Annotated in this window: 20 protein-coding genes and 1 pseudogene; 10 read left to right on the top strand and 11 right to left on the bottom strand. The window is 70.9% G+C overall.

The genetic code is table 11. From position 1 onward, the window contains the following. Positions 1 to 6: 6 nt before the first annotated feature. The gene (locus tag E1166_RS05265; RefSeq protein ID WP_132336273.1) at positions 7 to 279 is read right to left on the bottom strand and encodes a hypothetical protein; all 273 of its coding nucleotides are present in this window, start codon (positions 277 to 279) and stop codon (positions 7 to 9) included. A 19-nt stretch (positions 280 to 298) separates the two neighbouring features. Further along, positions 299 to 472 carry a hypothetical protein gene (locus E1166_RS30755; RefSeq protein WP_165944244.1) on the bottom strand — a complete coding sequence of 58 codons (174 nt, stop codon included), beginning with the start codon at positions 470 to 472 and terminating at the stop codon, positions 299 to 301. Positions 473 to 654: 182 nt separating this feature from the next. Between E1166_RS30755 and E1166_RS31805 the strand changes: the two genes are divergently transcribed. Both E1166_RS31805 and E1166_RS31800 read left to right on the top strand, forming a co-directional pair. Continuing rightward, positions 655 to 969 (top strand): FAD-binding oxidoreductase, encoded by a 315-nt coding sequence (locus E1166_RS31805; RefSeq protein WP_243710174.1) that lies wholly within the window; start codon positions 655 to 657, stop codon positions 967 to 969. Positions 970 to 1,014: 45 nt separating this feature from the next. Next, complete coding sequence (locus E1166_RS31800) at positions 1,015 to 1,395, top strand: hypothetical protein (protein WP_243710173.1); 381 nt, start codon at positions 1,015 to 1,017, stop codon at positions 1,393 to 1,395. 73 nt (positions 1,396 to 1,468) lie between these two features. Here the strand turns inward: E1166_RS31800 and E1166_RS05255 are convergent, their stop codons facing one another. Together E1166_RS05255 and E1166_RS05250 are read right to left on the bottom strand one after the other, a co-directional pair. After that, on the bottom strand, positions 1,469 to 2,977 hold the full coding sequence (locus E1166_RS05255) for an aminotransferase class V-fold PLP-dependent enzyme (protein ID WP_165944243.1): 1,509 nt from the start codon (positions 2,975 to 2,977) through the stop codon (positions 1,469 to 1,471). Further along, on the bottom strand, positions 2,974 to 3,570 hold the full coding sequence (locus tag E1166_RS05250; RefSeq protein WP_243710172.1) for an XRE family transcriptional regulator: 597 nt from the start codon (positions 3,568 to 3,570) through the stop codon (positions 2,974 to 2,976). The genes E1166_RS05255 and E1166_RS05250 overlap by 4 nt, the downstream gene beginning before the upstream one ends. 61 nt (positions 3,571 to 3,631) lie before the next feature. On the opposite strand from E1166_RS05250, the gene E1166_RS05245 reads away from it, so the two are divergent. Then, positions 3,632 to 4,783: a pyridoxal-phosphate dependent enzyme gene (locus E1166_RS05245; protein WP_243710170.1), complete on the top strand. Its 1,152-nt coding sequence runs from the start codon at positions 3,632 to 3,634 to the stop codon at positions 4,781 to 4,783. Here the strand turns inward: E1166_RS05245 and E1166_RS05240 are convergent. Next, the gene (locus tag E1166_RS05240; RefSeq protein ID WP_132336269.1) at positions 4,726 to 6,084 is read right to left on the bottom strand and encodes a PLP-dependent aminotransferase family protein; all 1,359 of its coding nucleotides are present in this window, start codon (positions 6,082 to 6,084) and stop codon (positions 4,726 to 4,728) included. The two genes, E1166_RS05245 and E1166_RS05240, sit on opposite strands and share 58 nt — an antisense overlap. A gap of 74 nt (positions 6,085 to 6,158) precedes the next feature. Between E1166_RS05240 and E1166_RS05235 the strand changes: the two genes are divergently transcribed. Continuing rightward, positions 6,159 to 7,331 (top strand): MFS transporter, encoded by a 1,173-nt coding sequence (locus tag E1166_RS05235; protein WP_132336267.1) that lies wholly within the window; start codon positions 6,159 to 6,161, stop codon positions 7,329 to 7,331. After that, positions 7,328 to 7,984, top strand: a complete 657-nt coding sequence (locus tag E1166_RS05230; protein ID WP_132336265.1) for an HAD family phosphatase — start codon at positions 7,328 to 7,330, stop codon at positions 7,982 to 7,984. Before E1166_RS05235 ends, E1166_RS05230 begins: the two co-directional genes overlap by 4 nt. Positions 7,985 to 8,343: 359 nt before the next feature. Here the strand turns inward: E1166_RS05230 and E1166_RS05225 are convergent, their stop codons facing one another. Together E1166_RS05225 and E1166_RS05220 are read right to left on the bottom strand one after the other, a co-directional pair. Next, complete coding sequence (locus E1166_RS05225; RefSeq protein ID WP_132336263.1) at positions 8,344 to 8,778, bottom strand: VOC family protein; 435 nt, start codon at positions 8,776 to 8,778, stop codon at positions 8,344 to 8,346. Positions 8,779 to 9,053: 275 nt separating this feature from the next. Further along, the gene (locus E1166_RS05220) at positions 9,054 to 10,493 is read right to left on the bottom strand and encodes an arabinofuranosidase catalytic domain-containing protein (protein ID WP_279433205.1); all 1,440 of its coding nucleotides are present in this window, start codon (positions 10,491 to 10,493) and stop codon (positions 9,054 to 9,056) included. 375 nt (positions 10,494 to 10,868) lie between these two features. Between E1166_RS05220 and E1166_RS05215 the strand changes: the two are divergent. Beyond that, positions 10,869 to 11,387: pseudogene (locus E1166_RS05215) on the top strand (penicillin acylase family protein); the annotation flags it as partial. 198 nt (positions 11,388 to 11,585) lie between these two features. On the opposite strand, the gene E1166_RS05210 reads toward E1166_RS05215, so the two are convergent. Beyond that, complete coding sequence (locus E1166_RS05210; RefSeq protein ID WP_132336259.1) at positions 11,586 to 12,179, bottom strand: DUF4386 domain-containing protein; 594 nt, start codon at positions 12,177 to 12,179, stop codon at positions 11,586 to 11,588. A 100-nt stretch (positions 12,180 to 12,279) separates the two neighbouring features. Between E1166_RS05210 and E1166_RS05205 the strand changes: the two genes are divergently transcribed. From E1166_RS05205 to E1166_RS05195, 3 genes are read left to right on the top strand one after another with little or no spacing between them, the layout of a single operon-like run. Beyond that, complete coding sequence (locus tag E1166_RS05205; protein WP_243710167.1) at positions 12,280 to 12,990, top strand: TetR/AcrR family transcriptional regulator; 711 nt, start codon at positions 12,280 to 12,282, stop codon at positions 12,988 to 12,990. Positions 12,991 to 13,018: 28 nt separating this feature from the next. Then, positions 13,019 to 14,329, top strand: coding sequence for an AAA family ATPase (locus E1166_RS05200; protein ID WP_132336257.1), 1,311 nt, complete (start codon positions 13,019 to 13,021; stop codon positions 14,327 to 14,329). 53 nt (positions 14,330 to 14,382) lie between these two features. Beyond that, the gene (locus E1166_RS05195; protein WP_243706049.1) at positions 14,383 to 14,733 is read left to right on the top strand and encodes a globin; all 351 of its coding nucleotides are present in this window, start codon (positions 14,383 to 14,385) and stop codon (positions 14,731 to 14,733) included. A 14-nt stretch (positions 14,734 to 14,747) separates the two neighbouring features. Here E1166_RS05195 and E1166_RS05190 read toward each other — a convergent pair whose 3' ends face one another. The 3 genes from E1166_RS05190 to E1166_RS05180 form a co-directional block, all read right to left on the bottom strand. Further along, positions 14,748 to 15,068, bottom strand: a complete 321-nt coding sequence (locus tag E1166_RS05190; RefSeq protein WP_132261538.1) for a GYD domain-containing protein — start codon at positions 15,066 to 15,068, stop codon at positions 14,748 to 14,750. Between the two features lie 134 nt (positions 15,069 to 15,202). Further along, entirely contained in the window at positions 15,203 to 16,069 is an 867-nt protein-coding gene (locus E1166_RS05185) for a cellulose binding domain-containing protein (RefSeq protein ID WP_132336255.1), read from the bottom strand. 62 nt (positions 16,070 to 16,131) lie between these two features. After that, positions 16,132 to 17,724, bottom strand: coding sequence for an NAD(P)/FAD-dependent oxidoreductase (locus E1166_RS05180; RefSeq protein ID WP_132336253.1), 1,593 nt, complete (start codon positions 17,722 to 17,724; stop codon positions 16,132 to 16,134). Positions 17,725 to 17,949: 225 nt separating this feature from the next. Here E1166_RS05180 and E1166_RS05175 point away from each other — a divergent pair, with 225 nt between their 5' ends. Next, positions 17,950 to 19,236 (top strand): hypothetical protein, encoded by a 1,287-nt coding sequence (locus E1166_RS05175; RefSeq protein WP_243710165.1) that lies wholly within the window; start codon positions 17,950 to 17,952, stop codon positions 19,234 to 19,236. Positions 19,237 to 19,262 lie beyond the last annotated feature (26 nt).

Below are 19,262 nucleotides of genomic sequence, written 5' to 3'. Positions count from 1 at the left end.
CGCGATTCATGCCAACAGCCCTGCCCTACCGGCAAGGGCCCGCAGCCCTGGCGTCGCCCCTCGGCGCTCCCTCGCGAGCAGGTCGAGCAGGAGCGTCCGTGCCTGCACGTTGGCCCGAACCACCTCGGCAGCGATCCGCTCGGCTTCGAGCAGGTGGAGAAGGGAAAAGGACCGATCTCCGGTCGACATCATCGCCGCTGCCGCGAGGTCGACATGCACCTGTGCCCGCCGGCCGACCAACACCGTCGGCAGCCGCGACGTGTCGAGCCGCGTCCCCACGTTCACTGCCTGGTCTGCGTTACCTGCCCGCACCGCGGCGGGCCAGCGCCGCGATGTGTCGGGCGAGGATGTCGTGAGAGTCGGACGGGTCGAGTTTCTCGTGCTGGACCAGGGCAGGGTCGAGGTGCTGAAGCCGTTCGGCGAGCTGGTGGGTGATCAGGTGCTCGTACAGGCCCCGGTCGAGTTCGGTCACCGGGGCAACCTAACCAGCCGGCAGCGAGTTGTGGGGGACTGCCGCTCGAATACTCCAACGTCACTTCGCCTGTCTGCCGCGAGGATAAACCCGGCCACAGCGCCGGGCCAGCTACTGTGAGCAGCCAGCGCGATGCTGTGACGTATTGCCCACAGTCAGGGTCAGCGAGTCGGACAGCTGGTGTGCTGGCCGGGCAGCCGCTTCCCACCGGCGACGACTCACCCTGGCGGCTTGCCGAGGTCGTCGACCACGACCGTCCCTGCGACGGCGTCGCCATCGTCACGGTCCGCCCCTGGCGGCGGCTGCACTGGCGTCCCGGCCAGGCCGTACCGGTCAGCCTGCCACGCCACCCCGGCCGCTGGCGCTGGTACTCCCCGGCGAACGCGCCACGCCCCGATGAAACCGTCGAACTGCACGTCCGCGCCGTGCCCGCCGGCACCGTCTCCCGCAGCCTCGTCCACGAGGTGCGCCCCGGCGAACTGCTCCAGCTCGGCTGACCTGTCGACACCGGCCTGCATCTCACCGGGCGGGACCTGCTGCTGGTGGCCGGCGACACCGGCCTGGCCCCGCTGCGCGCCCTGGTCGAGCAGGCGGCCGGCGAGGGCGGGCGGCAGCGCGCCACCCTGGTCGTCGGGGCGCGTACCTTCACCGAGCTGTACGACGCGGTCAGCCTCGACCGGCTCCAGTGCGCGCACGACTGGTTGACCCTTGTCCCCGCGCTCTCGCACGATTCGCACGCCGCGCCCGGCGAGTGCGGTGACGCCCTCACCGTCGCCCTCGACCATCTGCGCCCCGACCAGGACGTCCTGGTCTGCGGGCCGCCGGCGATGCTGGCCGGCAGCCGGTTGCGGCTACTCGCCGCCGGCGTCCTCGCCGACCGCGTTCACCTGCCGCGCCTGCCGCAGGCCAGAGTCACCGGGTGAAGGTGCCGCGTTCGTGGCCGGTCAGTCGAGACAGAACTCGTTGCCCTCGACGTCCTGCATCACCAGGCACGATCTAGGCACCGGATGTGTCATCGTGGTTGGGGCTGCCGGCGAGTCGGGACAGCATTGCGCGGGTCTCGGCGAGAACGGCGTCGGCGTCCGCCGCGCTGCTGCCTGGGTTGACGACGCAGGCGCGCAGCGCGAACACCCCGTTGACGGTGGTGCCGGCGAGGAACGCGCGGCCACCGAGCTGTATCGCGGACAGCACCTCGCGGTTGAGTTCGTCGAGGGCCTGGTCGTCGCCGGCCCAGTCGACGGGGCGGCAGCGGAAGCACACGACGCTGAGCCCGTTGGCGAGCAGTTGCAGGTCGGGCGCGGCCCTGACGCCGGATGCGAGCCGGTCGGCTGTGGCGATGTCGTGTGCGATGAGGTCTCGATATCCGGTGGTGCCGAGGTGTTTGAGCAGCAACCACACCTTGAGGGCGCGGAACGGTCGGGTTTGGTCGAAGCCGTATTCGCTGAACCAGACCGGCCCGTTCACCCCGTCTGGGTCGCCGTCGGTGCGCAGGTACGGCGGGACGAGGCTGAAGGTGTCGCGGGCGAGGTGCCGGTCGCGGATGAGGACGAGCCCGGCGTCGACCGGGGCGTAGAGCCACTTGTGCGGGTCCATGGCGAGGCTGTCGACCCGGGCGAGCGCCGTCTTGGTCGCGCGGTGTTCGTCGAGCAGCAGCACAGCGGGTGCGCCGTACGAGCCGTCGACATGCAGCCAAACGCGGTGCTCGGCGCAGACGTCGGCGATCGCGTCGAGCGGGTCGACCGCGCCGGTGTTGACCGTACCGGCGCTGGCCATGACCGCGACCGGGATATCGCCGTTGGCACGATCCCGGACGATCTGGTCGCGTAGCGCGTCCGGGCGCATCCGGTGGTGGTCGTCGGAGGCGATGGTGCGGATGTTGGCCGAGCCGATGCCGAGCAGTTCGGCCGCCTTGCGGGCCGACCCGTGTCCTTCCGCGCCGAGATAGAGCAGGAAGCGCCGGGCGTGTCCCTGAAGCCCGTCGGCGCGCACGTCGATATCGGCGCGCCGGGCGGCTCGATGGCGGGCCACGGTCAGTGCGGTCAGCGTGGCCATGGAGCCGCCGCTGGTCAGCAGGCCCATGCTCTCGTCACCCAACCCGGCCAGATCGGCGAACCAGCGCACAACCTGGTGTTCGATGTGGACGGCGGCGTGGTTGCCGCCGGCCACGCTTGGGTTCATCCCGGCGGCGAGCGCCTCGGCGAATACCCCGAGTGGGTGGGGTGGTGAGTTGACCCAGGCGTAGAAGCGGGGATGTCCGTTACCGAATGGGTACGGTGCGACCCGCTCGACGAAGTCCTTCAGCACTGCGTCAACGGGCGCGCCGCGGGTCGGGACCGGTTCGGTGGCGAGGGCGCGGGCATGCTCGGCGGGGTACGGCTGGAACACGGCCCGCCGCGGTAGATCGGACAGGTAGTCGGCGATGATGTCGACCGTCCGGTGCCCGAACTGCCGCACGTCGTCGCCGGGCCAACTCCAGCCTGCGGGGATCGGTGCCTGAGCGGTCATCGGCTGGCTCCGTGAGTCGCGCCGCCGGCAAGGTCCATCACCAGGTAGTAGACGCATGGCACGGCGGCCGGATTGACGAAGCCGTGGGGGCAGTCCCCGGCGTAGAAGACGCTGTCGCCCGCGTGCAACTCCACCTCGTCGCCGTCCAGCGACAAGCGCAACGTGCCCGCCTCCACCGCCAGGTACTCCCGGGTCCCGGCGCCGTGTGGCGGGAAGACGCCCGCGTCCACGCCCGCCTCGATGGTGGTGCGCATGAACTCGAACTCCACGCCGGGAAGCACTGGGCTGAGGATCCGCCGTTCCCAACCGGACGCGTCCTGGGCCACGTCCTGCTCGTCGCGCCGCAACACCACCGTGCGGGCGGACCCTTCCGCGCGGAGCAACCGGGCGATGCTGGTGCCCAGGCCGGTGGCGACGCGATCGAGAACGAGTACGGTCGGGACCCGACTGCCGCGCTCCACCTCCGACAGCATGCTGCGGCTGACCCCGCTCGCGGTGGCCAACCCCTCCAGCGTGAAGCCCCGCCGGCGGCGTTCGTCGCGCAGTCGGCGGCCAATCGCGGCCATGTCGAGGCCGGTATCAGACGGACTCAAGATCACTCCTCCACTATAACGGAACTCCACTATAGTGGAGCCACCTACCGATGGCCGATGGATGGAGCGAGTCGTGATGAACCCGAACATGATGGAGGTGACGGCTGAGCGGGTGGCGCTGGCCGCGCTGCCCACCCCACTGCAGCCGATGGACCGCCTCGGCGAGCAGTTGGGTCTGCCGCCTGGGCGGCTGTGGGTCAAACGGGACGATCTCACCGGGCTGGCGCTCGGCGGCAACAAGGCCCGCAAGTTGGAGTACTCCGCAGCGGAGGCACTCGCCGCTGGCGCGGACACCCTGGTCACCGGAGGCGCGGCGCAGAGCAACCACGTGCGGATGACCGCGGCTGCGGCTGCCCGGCTGGGGCTGAGTTGCGTCGCGGTGGTCACTGGTACCGAGCCCAGCACGCGGGAGGGCAACCTGCTGCTGAGCGAGTTGCTTGGCGCGCAGGTGCGGTGGGCCGGTGACGTGGACTACGCCGGGCTCAACGCCGCCATCACCGAGGCGGCAGATATCGCTCGGCAGGACGGCTCCCGCCCGTACGTGCTCCCGGTGGGTGGTGCGTCGCTGGCGGGCGACCTCGGTTACGTCACCGCCGCCGTCGAGCTACGCCGCCAACTACCCGACCTCGCGCTGGTCGTAACGGCGGACGCCTCCGGTGGAACGCATGCTGGGCTGGTCGCCGGCCTTGGCGACCACCGGCTGGTCCTCGGCGTGGACACCGGTAATCGGCCCGACCTGCTCGACGCGGTGCCACGGATGGCCGCCGATGCCGCACGCACAGCCGGACTGCCGACGCCGACGGGCCCTGTACGCCTGGACCGCGAGCAGATTGGCGGCGGTTACGGTCAGCCGACCCCAGCCGGGCGTCACGCCCTGGAACTGGCCGCACGTACCGAAGGTCTGCTCCTCGAACCCGTCTACACCGCTAAGGCGATGGCCAGTCTCCTCGCGCACGCCACCGGTGGACGGCTTCCAGAGGGACCCGTGGTCTTCCTGCATACTGGCGGATACCCCGAGTTGTTCATCGGCCAGTACAACCGTTGGCTGCGCGCAGCGCCGGCCGCAGACTGCGATCACCCACCCGCGGTTGCAGCGCCATCCACTTCGCCGACTGAGGGCAAGGTGTGCGAACCAAGAACCGGCCAGCTCGGCCCTCAGCGGGCGAAGCAGGCGGCGAAGGTCGCGGTCAGGGCGTCCAGGGCCGAGGTGTAGGCGTGGTCGGGGGGACGGCCGTAGCCGATGATGACGCCCTGGCGGGTTGAGGGCAGTTCGCTGCGTTCGGAGAGGTAGCCGAGGGCGAGTCCGTGGGCGTGCGCGGCGGTGCGGATGTCGGCTTCGGTGGGGCCGTGCGGGGGGAGGAGGGCCAGGGCGTGCAGGCCGGCGGCGATGCCGGTCATCGTGATCGGAAGTCCCGCGAGGTGGTGGCGGAGTTGATCGCGGCGGCGCAGGTAGCGCTGGCGGGATATGCGGATGTGGCGGTCATAGCCGTGGCGGGTGATCAGGTCGGCCAGGGTCAGTTGGCCGAGGTGTTCGGTGTGGTGATCGGTGTGCAGTTTGGCGTCGGCGACCGGGGTGATCAGGCGGGGCGGTAGGACCATCCAGCCGATGCGCAGCGCCGGGCCGAGCGTTTTGGACGTCGTGCCCAGGTAGGCCACGTGGTCGGGGGCGGCGCCCTGCAGCGCGCCGACGGGCTTGCGGTCGTAGCGGAACTCGGCGTCGTAGTCGTTCTCGACGATCAGGCCGCCGGACGAGCGTGCCCAGTCCAGTAGGGCGCGCCGCCGCTCGGGGTGCAGGGTCTGGCCGGTCGGGCACTGGTGAGCCGGGGTGACCTCCACCGCGTCCACGCCCCGACCACTGAGCAGGTCGGTCCGGGCGCCGAGGTCGTCGACCGGCAGCGGGACAACCCGCGTGCCGACGCGCCGGATCGCCTCGCGGTGCATCGGGACGCCCGGGTCCTCCATCGCGAACGTCCCCCCGATGATCGCGGCGAGGAGCGTCAGTCCTTGCAGGTACCCGTTGGTGATCACGATCGAGTCCGGGTGGGCCGACACGCCCCGGGCCCGTCCCAGGTATCCGGCCAGCGCGGCCCGCAGTTCCGGGCGGCCCCGCGGATCGCCGTAGCCGAAGCTGTCAGCCCGTGCTGATCCCAGCGCCCGCCGCGCCGACTCCAGCCACGCCGCCACCGGGAACGCCGACGCATCCCCGCTGCCGGGACGCAGATCGTGCCGCGGCTGCTCCACCGCCGGCGCGGTCGAGGGCACCGGCGCGGCCGGCGAAGCCAGCGCCACCACCGTGCCGGCACCCTGCCGCGCGGCCAGGTAACCCTCGGCGATTAGCTGGTCGTAGGCCGCCCGCACCGTGCCCCGCGCCAACCCCAGATCCTCCGCGAGCCTGCGGGTTGCCGGCAGCCGGGTCCCGGTGGCCAGACGTCCCGATCGCACCGCCGCCCGCAGCGCCTGTTCCAGCCCGCTGCGCAGCCCTTCGGCGGCGTCCAGGTCCAGGTGCAGGTCCATCCCTGGATTGGGCCACTCATCCGCCACAAGAATGGATCTTACCGGCGGCCCAATCCCATCCATAGGGTCGTCGGGTGACCACGGTTCGACCCGCGCGAACCGTCCCCCGCAGGACCGTCCCGCTGCTCGCGACGGCCTACGGGCTGACGATCGCAAACCTCTATTACTGCCAGCCCCTCCTGCCGGAGATGTCCCGGTCCGTCGGCCCGCACGCCGCCGACCACCTGGTCGCCGTCGGCCAACTCGGCTACGCCCTCGCCCTGATCCTCGTCGTCCCGCTCGGCGACATCGTTCCCCGCCGTCCCCTCCTGGCGGTCCTGCTCTGCGCCGACGCCGCGGCCCTGGCCCTGACCGCCGCCGCCCGCACCACCGGCCTGCTCCTGGCGGCCGGGGCGCTCATCGGGCTCACCGCCGCCGCCGTCGTCAACACCCTCATCCCGTACGCCGCAGCGCTCGCCGGACCCGATGAACGTGGAGGCGCCATCGGCACGATGCTCACCGGGGGTCTCACCGGTGTGCTGCTGTCCCGTACGGTCGCGGGTCTGGTCTCGCAGGTCGCCGGCTGGCGGGCGTTGTTCGCGGTGGCGGCGGTTGTCACCCTGCTGCTGGCCGTCATCCTCCTGCGCACCATGCCGCCCGCCCCGCCCGACCTGGCTCTGCCGTACCGGGCCCAACTGCGGGCCACCATCCGGCTGGCTGCCACCCACCGACTGCTACGACGACGCGCCCTCGTCGGCGCCTGCTCCTTCGCCGCCTTCGGCGTGTTCTGGTCGACGATCGCCTTCCACCTCAACGAACCTCCCTACCGGTACGGCCCTGCCCAGATCGGCTGGCTGGCCCTGGTCGGCGCCGCCGGAGCGGTCGCCGCCCGCCCCCTCGGCCGCGCCGCCGACCGGGTGGGCGCCGTTCGGCTCACCAGGGCGGCGCTGGCCCTCGGTACCGTGTCCTTCGCCGCCCTGTGGGCCGGCGGACACCACCTCGCCTGGCTCGCCATCGGGCTCCTGGCCGTGAACACCGCCGTCAACGCCACCCACCTGCTGAATATGACCGTCGTCTACGGCATCAACGACGCCCGCGCCCGCCTGGCCTCGGTCTACATGACCGGCTACACCCTCGGCGGCGTCGCCGGCGCGGCCGCCGGACCCTTCGCCTACGCGGTCGGCGGCTGGACCGCCACCTGCCTGCTCGGCGCCGCCTTCCTCGCGGTCGCCCTCGTCCCGACGTTCACCCGAACGGAGCACCCATGAAACCCCGGCTGGTCATCTTCGACAACGACGGCGTCATCGTCGACAGCGAACCCACCGCACACCGCGTACTTTCCGGATACCTGACCGAACTGGGCTTCCCCTTCACGCGGGAGGAGTCCTACCGGTATTTCCTCGGCAACGCCGCCCGCACCGTCCACACGGTCGTCGCCGACCGGTACGGCGGCACCCTCCCCGCCGACTTCACCGAACGCTGTCGCGAACGGGTGTTCACCGCCTTCAAACAAGGACTGGACGCCGTACCGGGCGCCGCCGCCGTTCTGGCCGAGCTGCGACGCCGTGGCATCCCCTACTGCCTGGCATCCTCCTCCGACCACGCCTGGATCGACCTCACCCTCGACCAGACGGGCCTGCGTCCCTTGCTGCCGGCCGGGACGGTGTTCAGCGCCCAAGACGTCGGTGGCATCGGCAAACCCGCCCCGGACCTTTTCCTGCATGCCGCGGACTCACTCGGCACCGATCCGCGCGACTGCCTGGTCGTCGAGGACAGCCCCAACGGCGTCCGCGCCGCGACAGCCGCTGGCATGCCCGTCGTCGGCTACGCCGCCGCGACCCCCGCGACCAGGCTGACCGGAGCCACCTTCCTCGTCACCCACCTGACCGGGATCCTCGGCCACCTCGACCACGACGGTTGAACCGGGCTGCGGATGGCCTGTCCGACGACCTCGGCCATGTGATCGCACGACGCCGTCCCGCTCGCAGTCAGCCGGGCAACAGCAACTCTGCCGAGCAGGGTTCACGGATGACCTTCGGCGCGCCTTTCCGCCAAGTTGACGGTTCAGGTCGGCTGTCAGGTGTTCTGACCGGCTATGCCATCGCATGATCGGCCATGGGCCAGCCGCCCGGGAGCCCCGATATCGGTTCTTGGTTCGTCAGGTTTCCCCTCGGGCACCCGCTGGAAGTACAGCTGCGGGCGCGCCCTGGTCGAGCAGGCGGCCGGCGAGGGTGGGCAGCGGCGGGTCACCCTGGTCGTCGGAGCGCGCACCTGCACCGGTCAGTCGAGGCAGAACTCGTTGCCCTCGACGTCCTGCATCACCAGGCACGACTCGTTGTAGCCGTCGGCGCGCAGCAGCCGCACGCGTACCGCGCCGAGCGCGACCAGTCGGGCGCATTCGGCCTCAAGCGCGGCCACGCGCTCCTCACCCACCAGCCCGGTGCCGACCCGTACGTCGAGATGCAGTCGGTTCTTGACGACCTTGCCTTCCGGAACGCGCTGGAAGAACAGGCGCGGGCCCACACCGGTGGGATCCATGCATGCGAACGCCGAACCCTGACGCTCGGGGGGCAGGGTTCGGCTGAACTCGTCCCAGGTGCTGAACCCCTCCGGTGGCGGCGGTACGACGTACCCCAACACCTCGCACCAGAACCGGGCGACGTGCTCCGGGTTCGCGCAGTCGAAGGTGATCTGAACCTGCCTGACCGATGCCATCAGCCCACCATAGAGGCGGGCGGTTCGTCGTCCTCCACAGGTCCAGCAGGTCGGGTGCGGCGCGGAGCTGTCGCCGTACCTGATCGGGGTGGACCTGGACCGGCTCGACGCGCACCTGACCGCGAGCCTCGCGGTGGTGCTCCGCGACGAGCCGGCAGGCCCGGCGCGGACACCGGCCGCGTGGGGCGGGACGGCTGGCGTGGCCTGGGACTGCCGAGGCGTGGCAGTGCGTGCCCGCCAGCACCGTCTCCCCACGGCTCGGTGTTGCTGTGTGATCAGCTACGCGGGGTCCATCGCTGGTTGGTGCCGCCGTTGCAGGACCAGAGGATGAGCTTGGTGCCGTTCGCGGTTGCGGCGCCGTTCGCGTCGAGGCAGAGCCCAGACTGCACGCCGGTGATGGTGCCGTTGGCGTTGAGGTTCCATTGCTGGTTGGTGCCGCCGTGGCAGTCCCAGATGATTGCCTGGGTGCCGTTACTGGTGCCGGCCCCGTTGGCGTCGAGGCATTTGTTGCCGTAGACCTGGAGTTGCCGGCCGGCGGTGTGGGTCCAGCGTTGGGCGGTGCTGTTGCTGACGCAGTCCCACAGTTGCACCTGGGTGCCGTTGGTGGTGCTGGCGTTGGGTACGTCGACGCAGCGGCCCGACTGGCCGCCCACGAGTTGGACGCCCTGTTGCGGGTTCCCGCCGGCCGCCGGGGCGTATCCGGCGGCGGTGATGTTGGCCTGTACGGCGTTCTCGGTGGCCTCCGACGGGTAGCCCGAGGTCAGCACACCCTCGAAGAAGGTGCCGCGGCCGGTGATGCTGTTGTCGCCGCCGATGCCGAGCAGGATGGCCCCTTCCTTTTTCATCGGGTGGTATCCGTTGGGGCGTCTTCCGTCGAAATAGGTTGTGAGGCCGCCCGATTGCGCGTTGCCGCCCCGGATCGCCCAGTGGTTCGGCTCGCCCTTGACCATGGCGGTCACGAAGCGGTGGTTGATGGAGGGGATGTTGTTGAATCCGGCGTTCACCCCGGAGAACAGTCCCCACTCCAGGTCGGCCATGATCCAGGGGCCGGGCCCGGCCCCGTAGCCCCACTGCTTGTTCGCACCGAAGTAGACGGTCTCCATGATGGCGGGAGAGTCGGCCACACCGTCGGTCTGCGCGTTGCCGTAGTCGAAGCAGCACCACTGGTTGTAGTGCGTGCCGTCGACGACGGCGTAGATGCCCTCCGGCTGGTCGCCGGTTGCGACGCCGTTGGTGTTGTTGTTGCGGTAGCCGGTGCCGGGAGCGATGTAGACCCCGTACGCTTTCTGGCCGCCGATAGTGATCGGGGCCGCCTTTGCGTCGGCCAGGTTGTCCCAGCCGCCGGGAGCCGGGCCGGGAAAGTGGCCGGGGGGCGCCTGGGTGAGGCGGTTGTTCCGGCCGGACTGGTCGTAGATGATCGTGATGAGGCAGGTCGTGTTGGCGCAGAACGAGTCCTGGGCGGCGGCGTCGGCGTAACCACCGACACTCAGCACACCGATGTCCCGGGTGGTGTTGTCCGAGGAGCGCCGGACCTGGTAGAGCGGGCCGTTGTACGCGCCGTAGAGCGCCCGGGTGGTGCTGTGCGCGGCCACGCAGGGCGTACCACCTGAGGCGTAGATGTCACAAGGCCCCGACGTTGCGGCTGTCGCCGCCGGCGCGGTGGAGATGATTCCGATTGCGGCACTGAGGAGAGTCAACGAGGTTCCTGCGCCCATGAGGCGGCGAATCCTGCTCTTCGTGTTCATCGATTCCTCCGGACGCATCGACGTCAGACGTCATACTTGCGCATTCGATAGGAGTACGTCAATGGAACCCTCTCGATCCGAGCTCGGTCAGTCGACCTGTCGAGATGGACCGGCGGTCGGTTTTGGTTAACCGATTTCCCCCGAGAACGCGCTGGATGTTCAGGCGCGGGCCGGTGCCGGTGGGATCATTTCGGACTCGGAAGGCCGGGCGCGGCGCGTAGCGTCGTAAGGGATCTTCTGGTGGTCATCCCTGATGTTCCGGTGCCCGGGCGGCGGATAACGTCTGTCGAGACTGGACAGTCACGAAACGGGAAGGATGTCCGATGTCACCTTCCGGCCGATCGCTACGTGTTCACCGAGTTCGCCCGGGCCGGCGGGCTGCGCTTCGCCGACCCGTTCGACCCGGCGGCGCCGGTCAGCACGCCGCGTCGGCTCGCCGTCGACGACCCGAGGGTACGCACCGCGTTGGCCGACGCCGTCCGGGCGCTCGGTGACATCCCGCTGGACGCCCGCCTCGGTGACATCCAGACCGAGCCGCGCGGCGACGAACGGATTCCGATCCACGGTGGCTGGCCGGAGGCCGGCGTCTTCAACATGATCATCAACAGGGTGGAACCCGGAGTGGGATACCGGAAGGTGCAGCACGGCACGTCGTTCCTGATGGCGGTGGAGCTGGGCCGGGACGGCCCGTCGGGCCGGCAGCTGCTCACCTACTCGCAGTCGGCCAACCCGAACTCGCCCTGGTACGCCGACCAGACCCGGCTCTACTCCGGCAAGGGCTTCGACACGATCAAGTTCACCGAACGGCAGCTCAAGGCCGACCCGAACCTGATCACGTACCGGGTGGGGGAGCGCCGTCGCTGAGGTCGGGCTCGCGGGCCTGGGCCGACATCCCGGATCGCGCCGTGTTGCGGTGTCCTCGTCGCTGGACACCGCAACACGGCGCGATCGGTGAGCCGAGGCGAGATCGTCTTCAGACTGAGGAGGGCACCATCCTGGCCGTCTCCGTCATCGCTCTACCCATGTCTGTCCTATGTGCTGCGAGGTCCGAACCGACCATGATCACCGCGCGGTCGGTTGAACACCCTGAGCTATCGCCTCGCCCGACGCGGCACCCGGCCGTACAGCGGTGGACGGCGCGAAGCCGCGAGCGAGCAGCGACAGACCGAAGACGATCTCGAACAGGCCGCCCGGGATCGCCAGCACGAGCCCGACCTCGGCCCCCATCAACTCGGCGGTTGCGCCCGTCGCCAGCAGTGCGTACCCGACGAAGCCCCAGGTCGCCAGCCAGCCCGGCAGCCAGCGCTGCCGCTTGAGGGCCAGGCAGAACGGCAGGCTGCCCAACCCCAGCGACAGCATGGCCAGCTGGTACGCGGTGTCGGCGGCGCCGGTACCGACCGGGCCCAGCAGGACGATCCCGGCGGTGAGCAGGAACGCCTCCGCGCCGCGCGCGACCAGGTAGGTCCAGGCGGTCCCGGGTTGTCGTCGGTGCAGTGCCCGGAAGGCCAGGACGCCGATGGCCGCCACCATGACGGAGTTGAGCACCACGAGCGCCGCCCCGGCGAGCTGCCCGGCGAGTGCGCTGCCGATGCCGTAGGAGACGAAGGCCAACAGGATGAACGCGCCGGCGCATCGGCCGGCCGTACGGAGGGACATCTTCGCCTCACAGGCTTTCGTACTAAGTAAGTGGTACTAAGTACGATACGCTTGGTGGCGAGATCGGTCAACGGAGTGTCACGAGGACGGGAACCGGACGGTGGGCGAACAGGCGCGACAGTTGAGTCGTGAGCGGGTGCTGGAGGCCGCGGTCGGCATCGCCGACGCGCACGGCCTGGGGGCGTTGACCATGCGGTCGTTGGCCGCCGGGCTGAACGCCAAACCGATGTCGCTGTACCACTACATCCGCAACAAGGACGAACTCCTCGACGCCCTCGTCGACCGGGTCTTCGCGGAGATCGAACTGCCCGAGGTGGGTGGCGACTGGCGGGCCGAGGTGCGGCGGCGTTCCGTTTCCGCGCGTACCGTGCTCGCCCGGCATCCCTGGGCGTTGGCCCTGGTCGAAACCCGGACCAACCCCGGGCCGGCGACCCTGCGCCACCACGACGCCATGCTGGGTGTGCTGCGGGCCGGGGGGTTCTCGCTACCGATGACGGCCCACGCGTACGCGGTCGTCGACGCCTACGTCTTCGGCTTCGTGCTCCAGGAGGCATCGCTACCGTTCGACAGCGCGGACTCCGCCAACGCGGTCGCGGACTCGATCATGGAGGGCTTCGCCTCGGGCGACTACCCGCATCTGGTCGAGTTCGCCACACAACACGTCCAGCAGCCGGGATACCACTTCGGCGGGCAGTTCGAGTTCGGCCTCGACCTGATCCTCGACGCGCTGGCGGTGCACCACGGCGCCTCGCACCCGTCGTCGATCCGCCCGGAGAACGGTGTTCCGCAGCGTCCGGGTCGGTCCCGGTAGGGTCGGGGCGACGGCAAGGAGGTGGGCGATGCTCGGGCTGGCGGTGCCGCCCGCCGTCGAGGCGGAGCTGGTTATCACGGCCGTTCTGGCCGACCTGCGTTCCGGCCGGCACCGGGGCGTGGTCGTCGACTCGCCTCCGGGTGCCGGCAAGTCCACCCTGGTCGTCCGCGCCGCCATCGAGCTGGCCGCCGCCGGCGAGCCGCTGATGATCGTCGCGCAGACCAACGAGCAGGTCGACGACTTGATCGACCGGCTCGCTGGCAAGGCCCCCGAGCTGCGCGTCGGCCGGCTGTCGGCCGCCGACTACCAACCGTCCGAGCGGGTGAAGGGCCACGACAACATACGGGTCGCCGCCAAGGTCGCCGACCTGGGCGGTCCGGCGGTGGTCATCGGTACGGCCGCGAAGTGGGCCACGGTGACCGAAGGGCTCTGGCCCTGGGCGATCGTCGACGAGGCGTACCAGATGCGCTCGGACGCCCTGCTGCGCGTGGCCGGCAGGTTCGCGCGGGCGCTGTTCGTGGGTGACCCCGGCCAACTGGATCCGTTCTCCACCGTCGAGACCGCCCGCTGGACGGGCCTGACCTGGGATCCGATGCAGGCGGCGGTGGCGGTGCTGCTGCGGCACAACCCGGAGCTGCCGGTGCACCGGCTGCCGGTGTCGTGGCGGCTGCCGGCGTCGGCGGCGCCGGTGGTGGCGGAGGCGTTCTACCCGTTCACCGGGTTCCGGGCCGGCACCGACGCGGGCGACCGGGCACTGGCGTTCACCGAACCCGGTGCGGGCGACGCGTACGACGCGGCGGTGGAGACCGCCGCCGCGTCCGGCTGGGCGTGGCACGAACTGCCGGCCCGGCACACCCCGCGTACCGATGGGGAGGCCGCGTCGGCCTGCGCGGAGCTGGCCCTGCGGGTGCTGCGCCGGGGTGCGGTAGCGGTCAGTGAGCACGCGCCGGCCGGCGCGCCGGTCACCGCGGACCGGATCGCCGTCGGGGCCGCGCACCGCGACCAGGTCGCGGCGATCCGCGCCCGGCTGGGCGCGGCCGGGGCCGGCGTCACCGTGGACACCGCCAACCGGCTCCAGGGCCGCGAGTACGACGTGACGATCGTGCTGCACCCGCTCTCCGGGCGGCGCGACGCGACCGCGTTCCATCTGGAGTCGGGCCGGCTCTGCGTGCTGACATCCCGGCACCGGCACGCCTGTGTGGTGGTGGCCCGGGCCGGGATCGGTGAACTCTTGGACGCCTACCCGTCGACGGAGCCGGTGCACCTGGACGTGCCGGTCAGGTTTCCGGACGGCTGGGCCGCGAACCACACGATGCTGAGCCACCTGCGTGGTCGGTAGGTCTGCACCGGGCGTGCTGAACTGATCACCGCCGATCAACCGTATTCGTGGACGTGCGGACGACGGAGCTGGTCAACTGCCCTCGCCATTCCTTCGACTGGCTCGGGCCGGCCGGCGTACGCGGGGCGGTCAACCGCTGGCTGCGGCTCGTCGCCGCCGACGCCGAGCTGGCGCCGTACCTGCTCGGGATCGACCGCCCACGGCTGGCGGGTCACCTCGCCGCCCAGCTCACCGCGGCGCTGGGTGGTCCGGTCGCCGGGCGCCCGGCCGGCGGTGCCTGGTGCCGGCTCGGCCTGTCCGAGGAGCAGCACTGGCGGGTCCTGGACTACCTCGCCGCCGTCCTCTGGGCACTGGACCTGCCGTCCGACCTGATCGCCCAGGCCCAACACCAGGTCCGGGGCTGACCTGACACCTCCCGTCAGGCGCCTGGCGGGGAGTAGTCGGTCATGAGGTGTGTCGCCTCGTCGACCTCGGCGGGAGTGAGCACCGGGACGACCTGTACGCGCAGGCCGCCGGCCGCCTCGATGGCGATCGCCACGGACGCGGCCGTGGGATGGTCCGGCATGTCGCACAGCACGTAGGTGTCGTCCTCGCCGAAGGCGAAGTGCATCGACTCCAGGTGTCCGCCGGCGTTCTCGACCATCGCCTGCACCACCTCGGCCCGCCGGGTGCCGCCGTCGGCGGCCAACCCCTTCATCCCGTCGATGGTGTAGGTCGACCTCAGCAGGAACTTCGGCATCGCCGGTCACCACCCCCGTGTCGAAACGGGCACCGGCCCCGCCGTCGGCTCGGGCGAACTCGCCGGCAGGGGGGCCACCCCTGGGTCGCGCGTACCCGCTGGACCCGTCGCCAATCCTGCACCGGCCCGAGGGCTCAGAGGTCGCCGAACTCGCGCACCCCGTCGACGTCCAGGGTGATCCGGTCGTTGCGGGTCCACCCGCCCGCCACGCCCTGCCAACTCGGATCGTCGCGCTCGTCGATGGCGGTCCAGTCCGTCCGGTGCAGGCGTAGCTGCAGCGGTCCGGTCGAACCGCCCGGGGCCAGCACTCCGCCGGTGAAGGTGACCTCCACCCAGCCGGGGACCGGCGTGCCCGGCACCGGGTAGACCGTCGGACTGGGGCCCGGCGGCGGCCCCGGCGGCGGGAAGAACTGGACGGTACGCTCGACGGCCGCGCAACCCAGCTCCGCCCAGTCGCACTCGGGCACCAGCGAGGTGTTCCCACCCTCGAAGCGCACGTGGTAGCGGATCCGCACCGTGTCCAGCTTGAGTGGCCCGGTGCCGGTGTTGGTCACCCGGAGCTGGAACTGCGCCTGGTTGTTCGTCGGCGATGAGTCCAGGTTGCGGTAGTGGACGGTCGCGCGCCCGTCGACCGTACGCACCACCGTGACCGGCGAGGCGTCGGAGTATCCGCCGATGGCGTACGCCTGCACCACGATCCGGTACGCGGTGCCGGGAGCGAGGTCGGTCAGCGTGATGGTCGGCTCCTGGGTGCTGCCCAGCCCCCGGTAGGCGTTCGGGCCGACCGGCGAGAGCACGTCGTAGGTGACCGGGCCGCCCGGTTCGCCCTTCCACACCGCCGGTGACCAGGCCAGGGTGAGGCGGCGAGCCTCGTTGGCGACGACCACCGGGGCACCGGGCGTGGTCAGCGCCGGGTCGTCGGCGGCCCTGGCGGCGGTGACGGCGAGGGCGCTCAGCAGTACGGCCAAGGCGGTGACGATGGTGACGCGACGGGCCCGCATGGTGCGATGCTACGGACAGACATGCACATTCATCAATCAGCCGTGTGGGTGGACGGCGCTGCTCAGTTCACCCCGGTCGGTCGACGCACGGGGCGCGTCTCGGCGGAACCGGCCCCGGTCGGACGGTTCTCGGACTGCCCGGCCCCGGTCGGGCGGGTCTCGGTGGTGACCCGGCCGAGCGGGCGGCTCGGCACGACCGGGGCGTCCCGCCCGGTTCCCCGCCGGTCGTTGCGGTCGCCGTCGGACCGCTCGTGGTAGTCCTGCTCCACGTTGACCGACCAGACGTCGTGGCCGGCGCCGTGGACGATGTTCTCGGCGGTCAGCATCGCCGTCATCATCGAGTGGTCCTGGTTGTTGTAGCGGTGCATCCCGTTACGCCCGACCGGGTGCACGTTGGGCAGTTCCCGGGCCAGCCAGTCGCGGATGGTGTCCACGTTGCGCTGGTAGCGCTCGTCGTACACCGGGTAGGCCTTCGGCATCCGCACCACGTACCCGGCTTCCACGCAGCCGGGACGGACCAGGCCGAGCTTTTCGAGTTCGGCGGTCGCCAGAGCGACCAGATTGTCGTCGGGTGTCCGCCAGGTGGCGTCGTCCTCGAAGACGAAGTACTCCAGCCCCAGGCAGGTGCGGCCGTCCTTGACCAGGTACGGCGACCAGGAACCGAAGTTCTGGATCCGGCCCACCTGCACCGCCGGGTCGTGCACGTAGATCCAGTTGTCGGGGAACGAGAACTCCTCCGGCACCACCAGCGCCACCGTGAGGAAGTCGCGGTACCTCAGGTCGGCGGCGCAGGCGAGCACCTCCGGCGGCGCCGCCGGTCGGATCGCCGCCACCAGCTCCGAGATCGGCATCGACGAGATCACGTGGTCGGCGGGGATCCGGCGCTCGCCCCCGGCCCCGTCGACGGTGACCGCCACGGCCCGGCCGCCCTCCCGGTGCACCGCCGTCACCCAGGTGCCGAGGGTGACCTCGCCGCCGCGTCGGCGGACCTCGTCGGTGCACCGCTCCCACATCATGCCGGGGCCGTACTTCGGATACTGGAACTCCTCGATCAGGCTGGTCACGTCCTTGCGGTTGCGGCGCGGCAACAGGGCGTTCAGCACCGCCTTCGACAGTGACAGGTTCTTGATCCGCTGGGCGGCCCAGTCCGCCTGCAACTGGTCGGCCGGCATGCCCCACACCTTCTCCGTGTAGGTCTTGAAGAAGATGGAGTACAGCCGCCAACCGAACCGGGCCGACACCCAGCCCTCGAAGTGCGACTGGTCGCGGGGCGGACGCAGCCGGGCCCGCGCGTACGAGCCCATGCACCGGATCGCCTCGCGGATCCCCAGGTTGCGCAGGGCGTTGCCCGCGTTCAGCGGATAGTCGTAGAGCGCGCCCCGGTAGAAGATCCGGCTCATCCGGGGGCGCAGCAGGAACTCCTCGTCGGGCAGGACCTCATGCCAGAACGCCTCGACCCGCGGAACCTTGGTGAAGAACCGGTGCCCGCCGATGTCGAAGCGCCAGCCGTCGCGTTCCACCGTACGGCTGATGCCGCCGACTACCTGGTCGGACTCGAAGACCTGGACCGCCGCGCCGTGCCGGAGCAGCTCGTACGCGGCGGTCAACCCGGCCGGGCCGGCGCCGATGACCACCGTGCCGTGACGCTCTTCCATCCCCGTGCGCTCCCTAGCCCTCGGTCCTGCGGAGGAGGCGCGCATACCCGGTCTCTGGCTGCTCTCACGTCAACTGCCGCGGAATCTCCCGATCATGCCGACCCGCCGGTGTCGGGGACTCCTCCGCGCGGGAGGTGTCATTCGGTCCGGGTGGGGGATGACGGGGCAGGTCGCGGCACCCGGTGGGCCGACCGCGCACCCGGACCCGATCACGAGGAAGCAGGCATGGTGGACCGTACGCCGGAGACGACCAGGGGCCGCCGCGCGGGCGGCAGCGGCCGTTCCGGCGTGGCCGCCCGCCGGACGGGCGGCGCCGGCGGTCTCACCGCCCGCCTGAGGGACGGCGCCGGCGGTCTCGCCGCCCGGGTGCCGGGCCACTGGTGGTACGCCCTGGCGGTCTTCGTCGCCGCCAAGATCATCTTTGCCGTCCTCGGTGTCGTCGCGCTCGCCGCCTGGGACGAGGTGCCCGGCGCACCGCCCGCCGACGAGGCCGACACCCGCGCCGAGCAGGCGGCGATCTCCCCACGGCGGTGGATCTCCATGTGGTTCGCCTGGGACGCCCTGATCTACGACCACCTGGCCCGGGAACCCCTCACCGGGCCCTGGGACGACTTCGCCTTCCCGCTGCTCTACCCGTTCCTGGCCCGACCGGTCGCGGTACTGCTCGGCGGCGACACCGCGCTGGCACTGCTGCTGATCGCCAACGTGGCGTTTCTGCTGCTGCTGTACTACGCGCTGCGGCTGGGGGAGATCCTGCTCGGCGACGACCGCTCGGCCCGCCGCTTCACCCGCTACCTGGTGCTGCTGCCGACGGCCTTCCTGTTCCAGGCGGCGCTGACCGAATCGCTCTTCCTCTGCCTGGCGGTGGCCACCTTCTACTACGCCGAGCGGCGGCGGTGGCTGGTGGTGGGACTGGTCGGATACCTCCTGGGGCTCAGCCGCTCGGTGGGGTTCCTGGTGGTCGTACCGCTGGCTCTGGTTCTGCTGCGCCAGCACCGGTACCGACTGGGACCGCGCACCCTCTGGGCCTATCTGCGCAGCGGGTGGCCGCTGCTGCTGATCCCCGCCGGCTGGTTGACCTTCATGGCGTTCTGCCGCTGGAAGGGTGGGGACTGGTTCGCCTACAAGCACGCCCAGGAGAAGGGCTGGGGCATCAGCGTGCAGGACCCGCTGCGGGTGATGTGGCAGGGCCTCACCGGCGGCGACGGCCGGGACGCGGTACGGGTCTGGTTCGCCGTCGCCGTTCTGGCCGTGGTGCTCGCCGGGTTCCGGCGGATCGGGCTGCCGTACGTCGTCTACGCGGTGCTGATGGTCCTGGCCCCGCTGTCGATGGGGCCACCGGTCTACAAGAGCCTGCTGCGGTACCTGCTCGCCGCGTTTCCGGTCTGCCTGGTCCTGGCCCGCTGGACCCGGACCGCCGGGGTGGACGTGTGGCTGAGCGTCGCGCTGGCCCTGCTGCAGGGGGTGTTGTTCGTGATCTGGTTGGCCTACTGGACGCACTTCATCATCTGAGCGACCCGCCCGACGGGGGCCCGCCG

Source organism: Micromonospora sp. KC213, assembly GCF_004348325.1.
In the GTDB taxonomy this organism is placed as follows: Bacteria; Actinomycetota; Actinomycetes; order Mycobacteriales; family Micromonosporaceae; genus Micromonospora.
The sequence above is the reverse complement of the archived record's forward strand: the minus strand, read 5'-3'. Positions and strand labels throughout refer to the sequence as shown.

Bases quoted from the DNA above. Each gene is read 5' to 3' on its own strand.
- E1166_RS05255 (WP_165944243.1), bottom strand. From the start codon at position 2,977: ATGACCGCTCAGGCACCGATCCCCGCAGGCTGGAGTTGGCCCGGCGAC.
- E1166_RS05245 (WP_243710170.1), top strand. From the start codon at position 3,632: ATGGAGCGAGTCGTGATGAACCCGAACATGATGGAGGTGACGGCTGAG.
- E1166_RS05240 (WP_132336269.1), bottom strand. From the start codon at position 6,084: ATGGACCTGCACCTGGACCTGGACGCCGCCGAAGGGCTGCGCAGCGGG.
- E1166_RS05230 (WP_132336265.1), top strand. From the start codon at position 7,328: ATGAAACCCCGGCTGGTCATCTTCGACAACGACGGCGTCATCGTCGAC.
- E1166_RS05225 (WP_132336263.1), bottom strand. From the start codon at position 8,778: ATGGCATCGGTCAGGCAGGTTCAGATCACCTTCGACTGCGCGAACCCG.
- E1166_RS05220 (WP_279433205.1), bottom strand. From the start codon at position 10,493: ATGGGCGCAGGAACCTCGTTGACTCTCCTCAGTGCCGCAATCGGAATC.
- E1166_RS05210 (WP_132336259.1), bottom strand. From the start codon at position 12,179: ATGTCCCTCCGTACGGCCGGCCGATGCGCCGGCGCGTTCATCCTGTTG.
- E1166_RS05200 (WP_132336257.1), top strand. From the start codon at position 13,019: ATGCTCGGGCTGGCGGTGCCGCCCGCCGTCGAGGCGGAGCTGGTTATC.
- E1166_RS05190 (WP_132261538.1), bottom strand. From the start codon at position 15,068: ATGCCGAAGTTCCTGCTGAGGTCGACCTACACCATCGACGGGATGAAG.
- E1166_RS05185 (WP_132336255.1), bottom strand. From the start codon at position 16,069: ATGCGGGCCCGTCGCGTCACCATCGTCACCGCCTTGGCCGTACTGCTG.
- E1166_RS05180 (WP_132336253.1), bottom strand. From the start codon at position 17,724: ATGGAAGAGCGTCACGGCACGGTGGTCATCGGCGCCGGCCCGGCCGGG.
- E1166_RS05175 (WP_243710165.1), top strand. From the start codon at position 17,950: ATGGTGGACCGTACGCCGGAGACGACCAGGGGCCGCCGCGCGGGCGGC.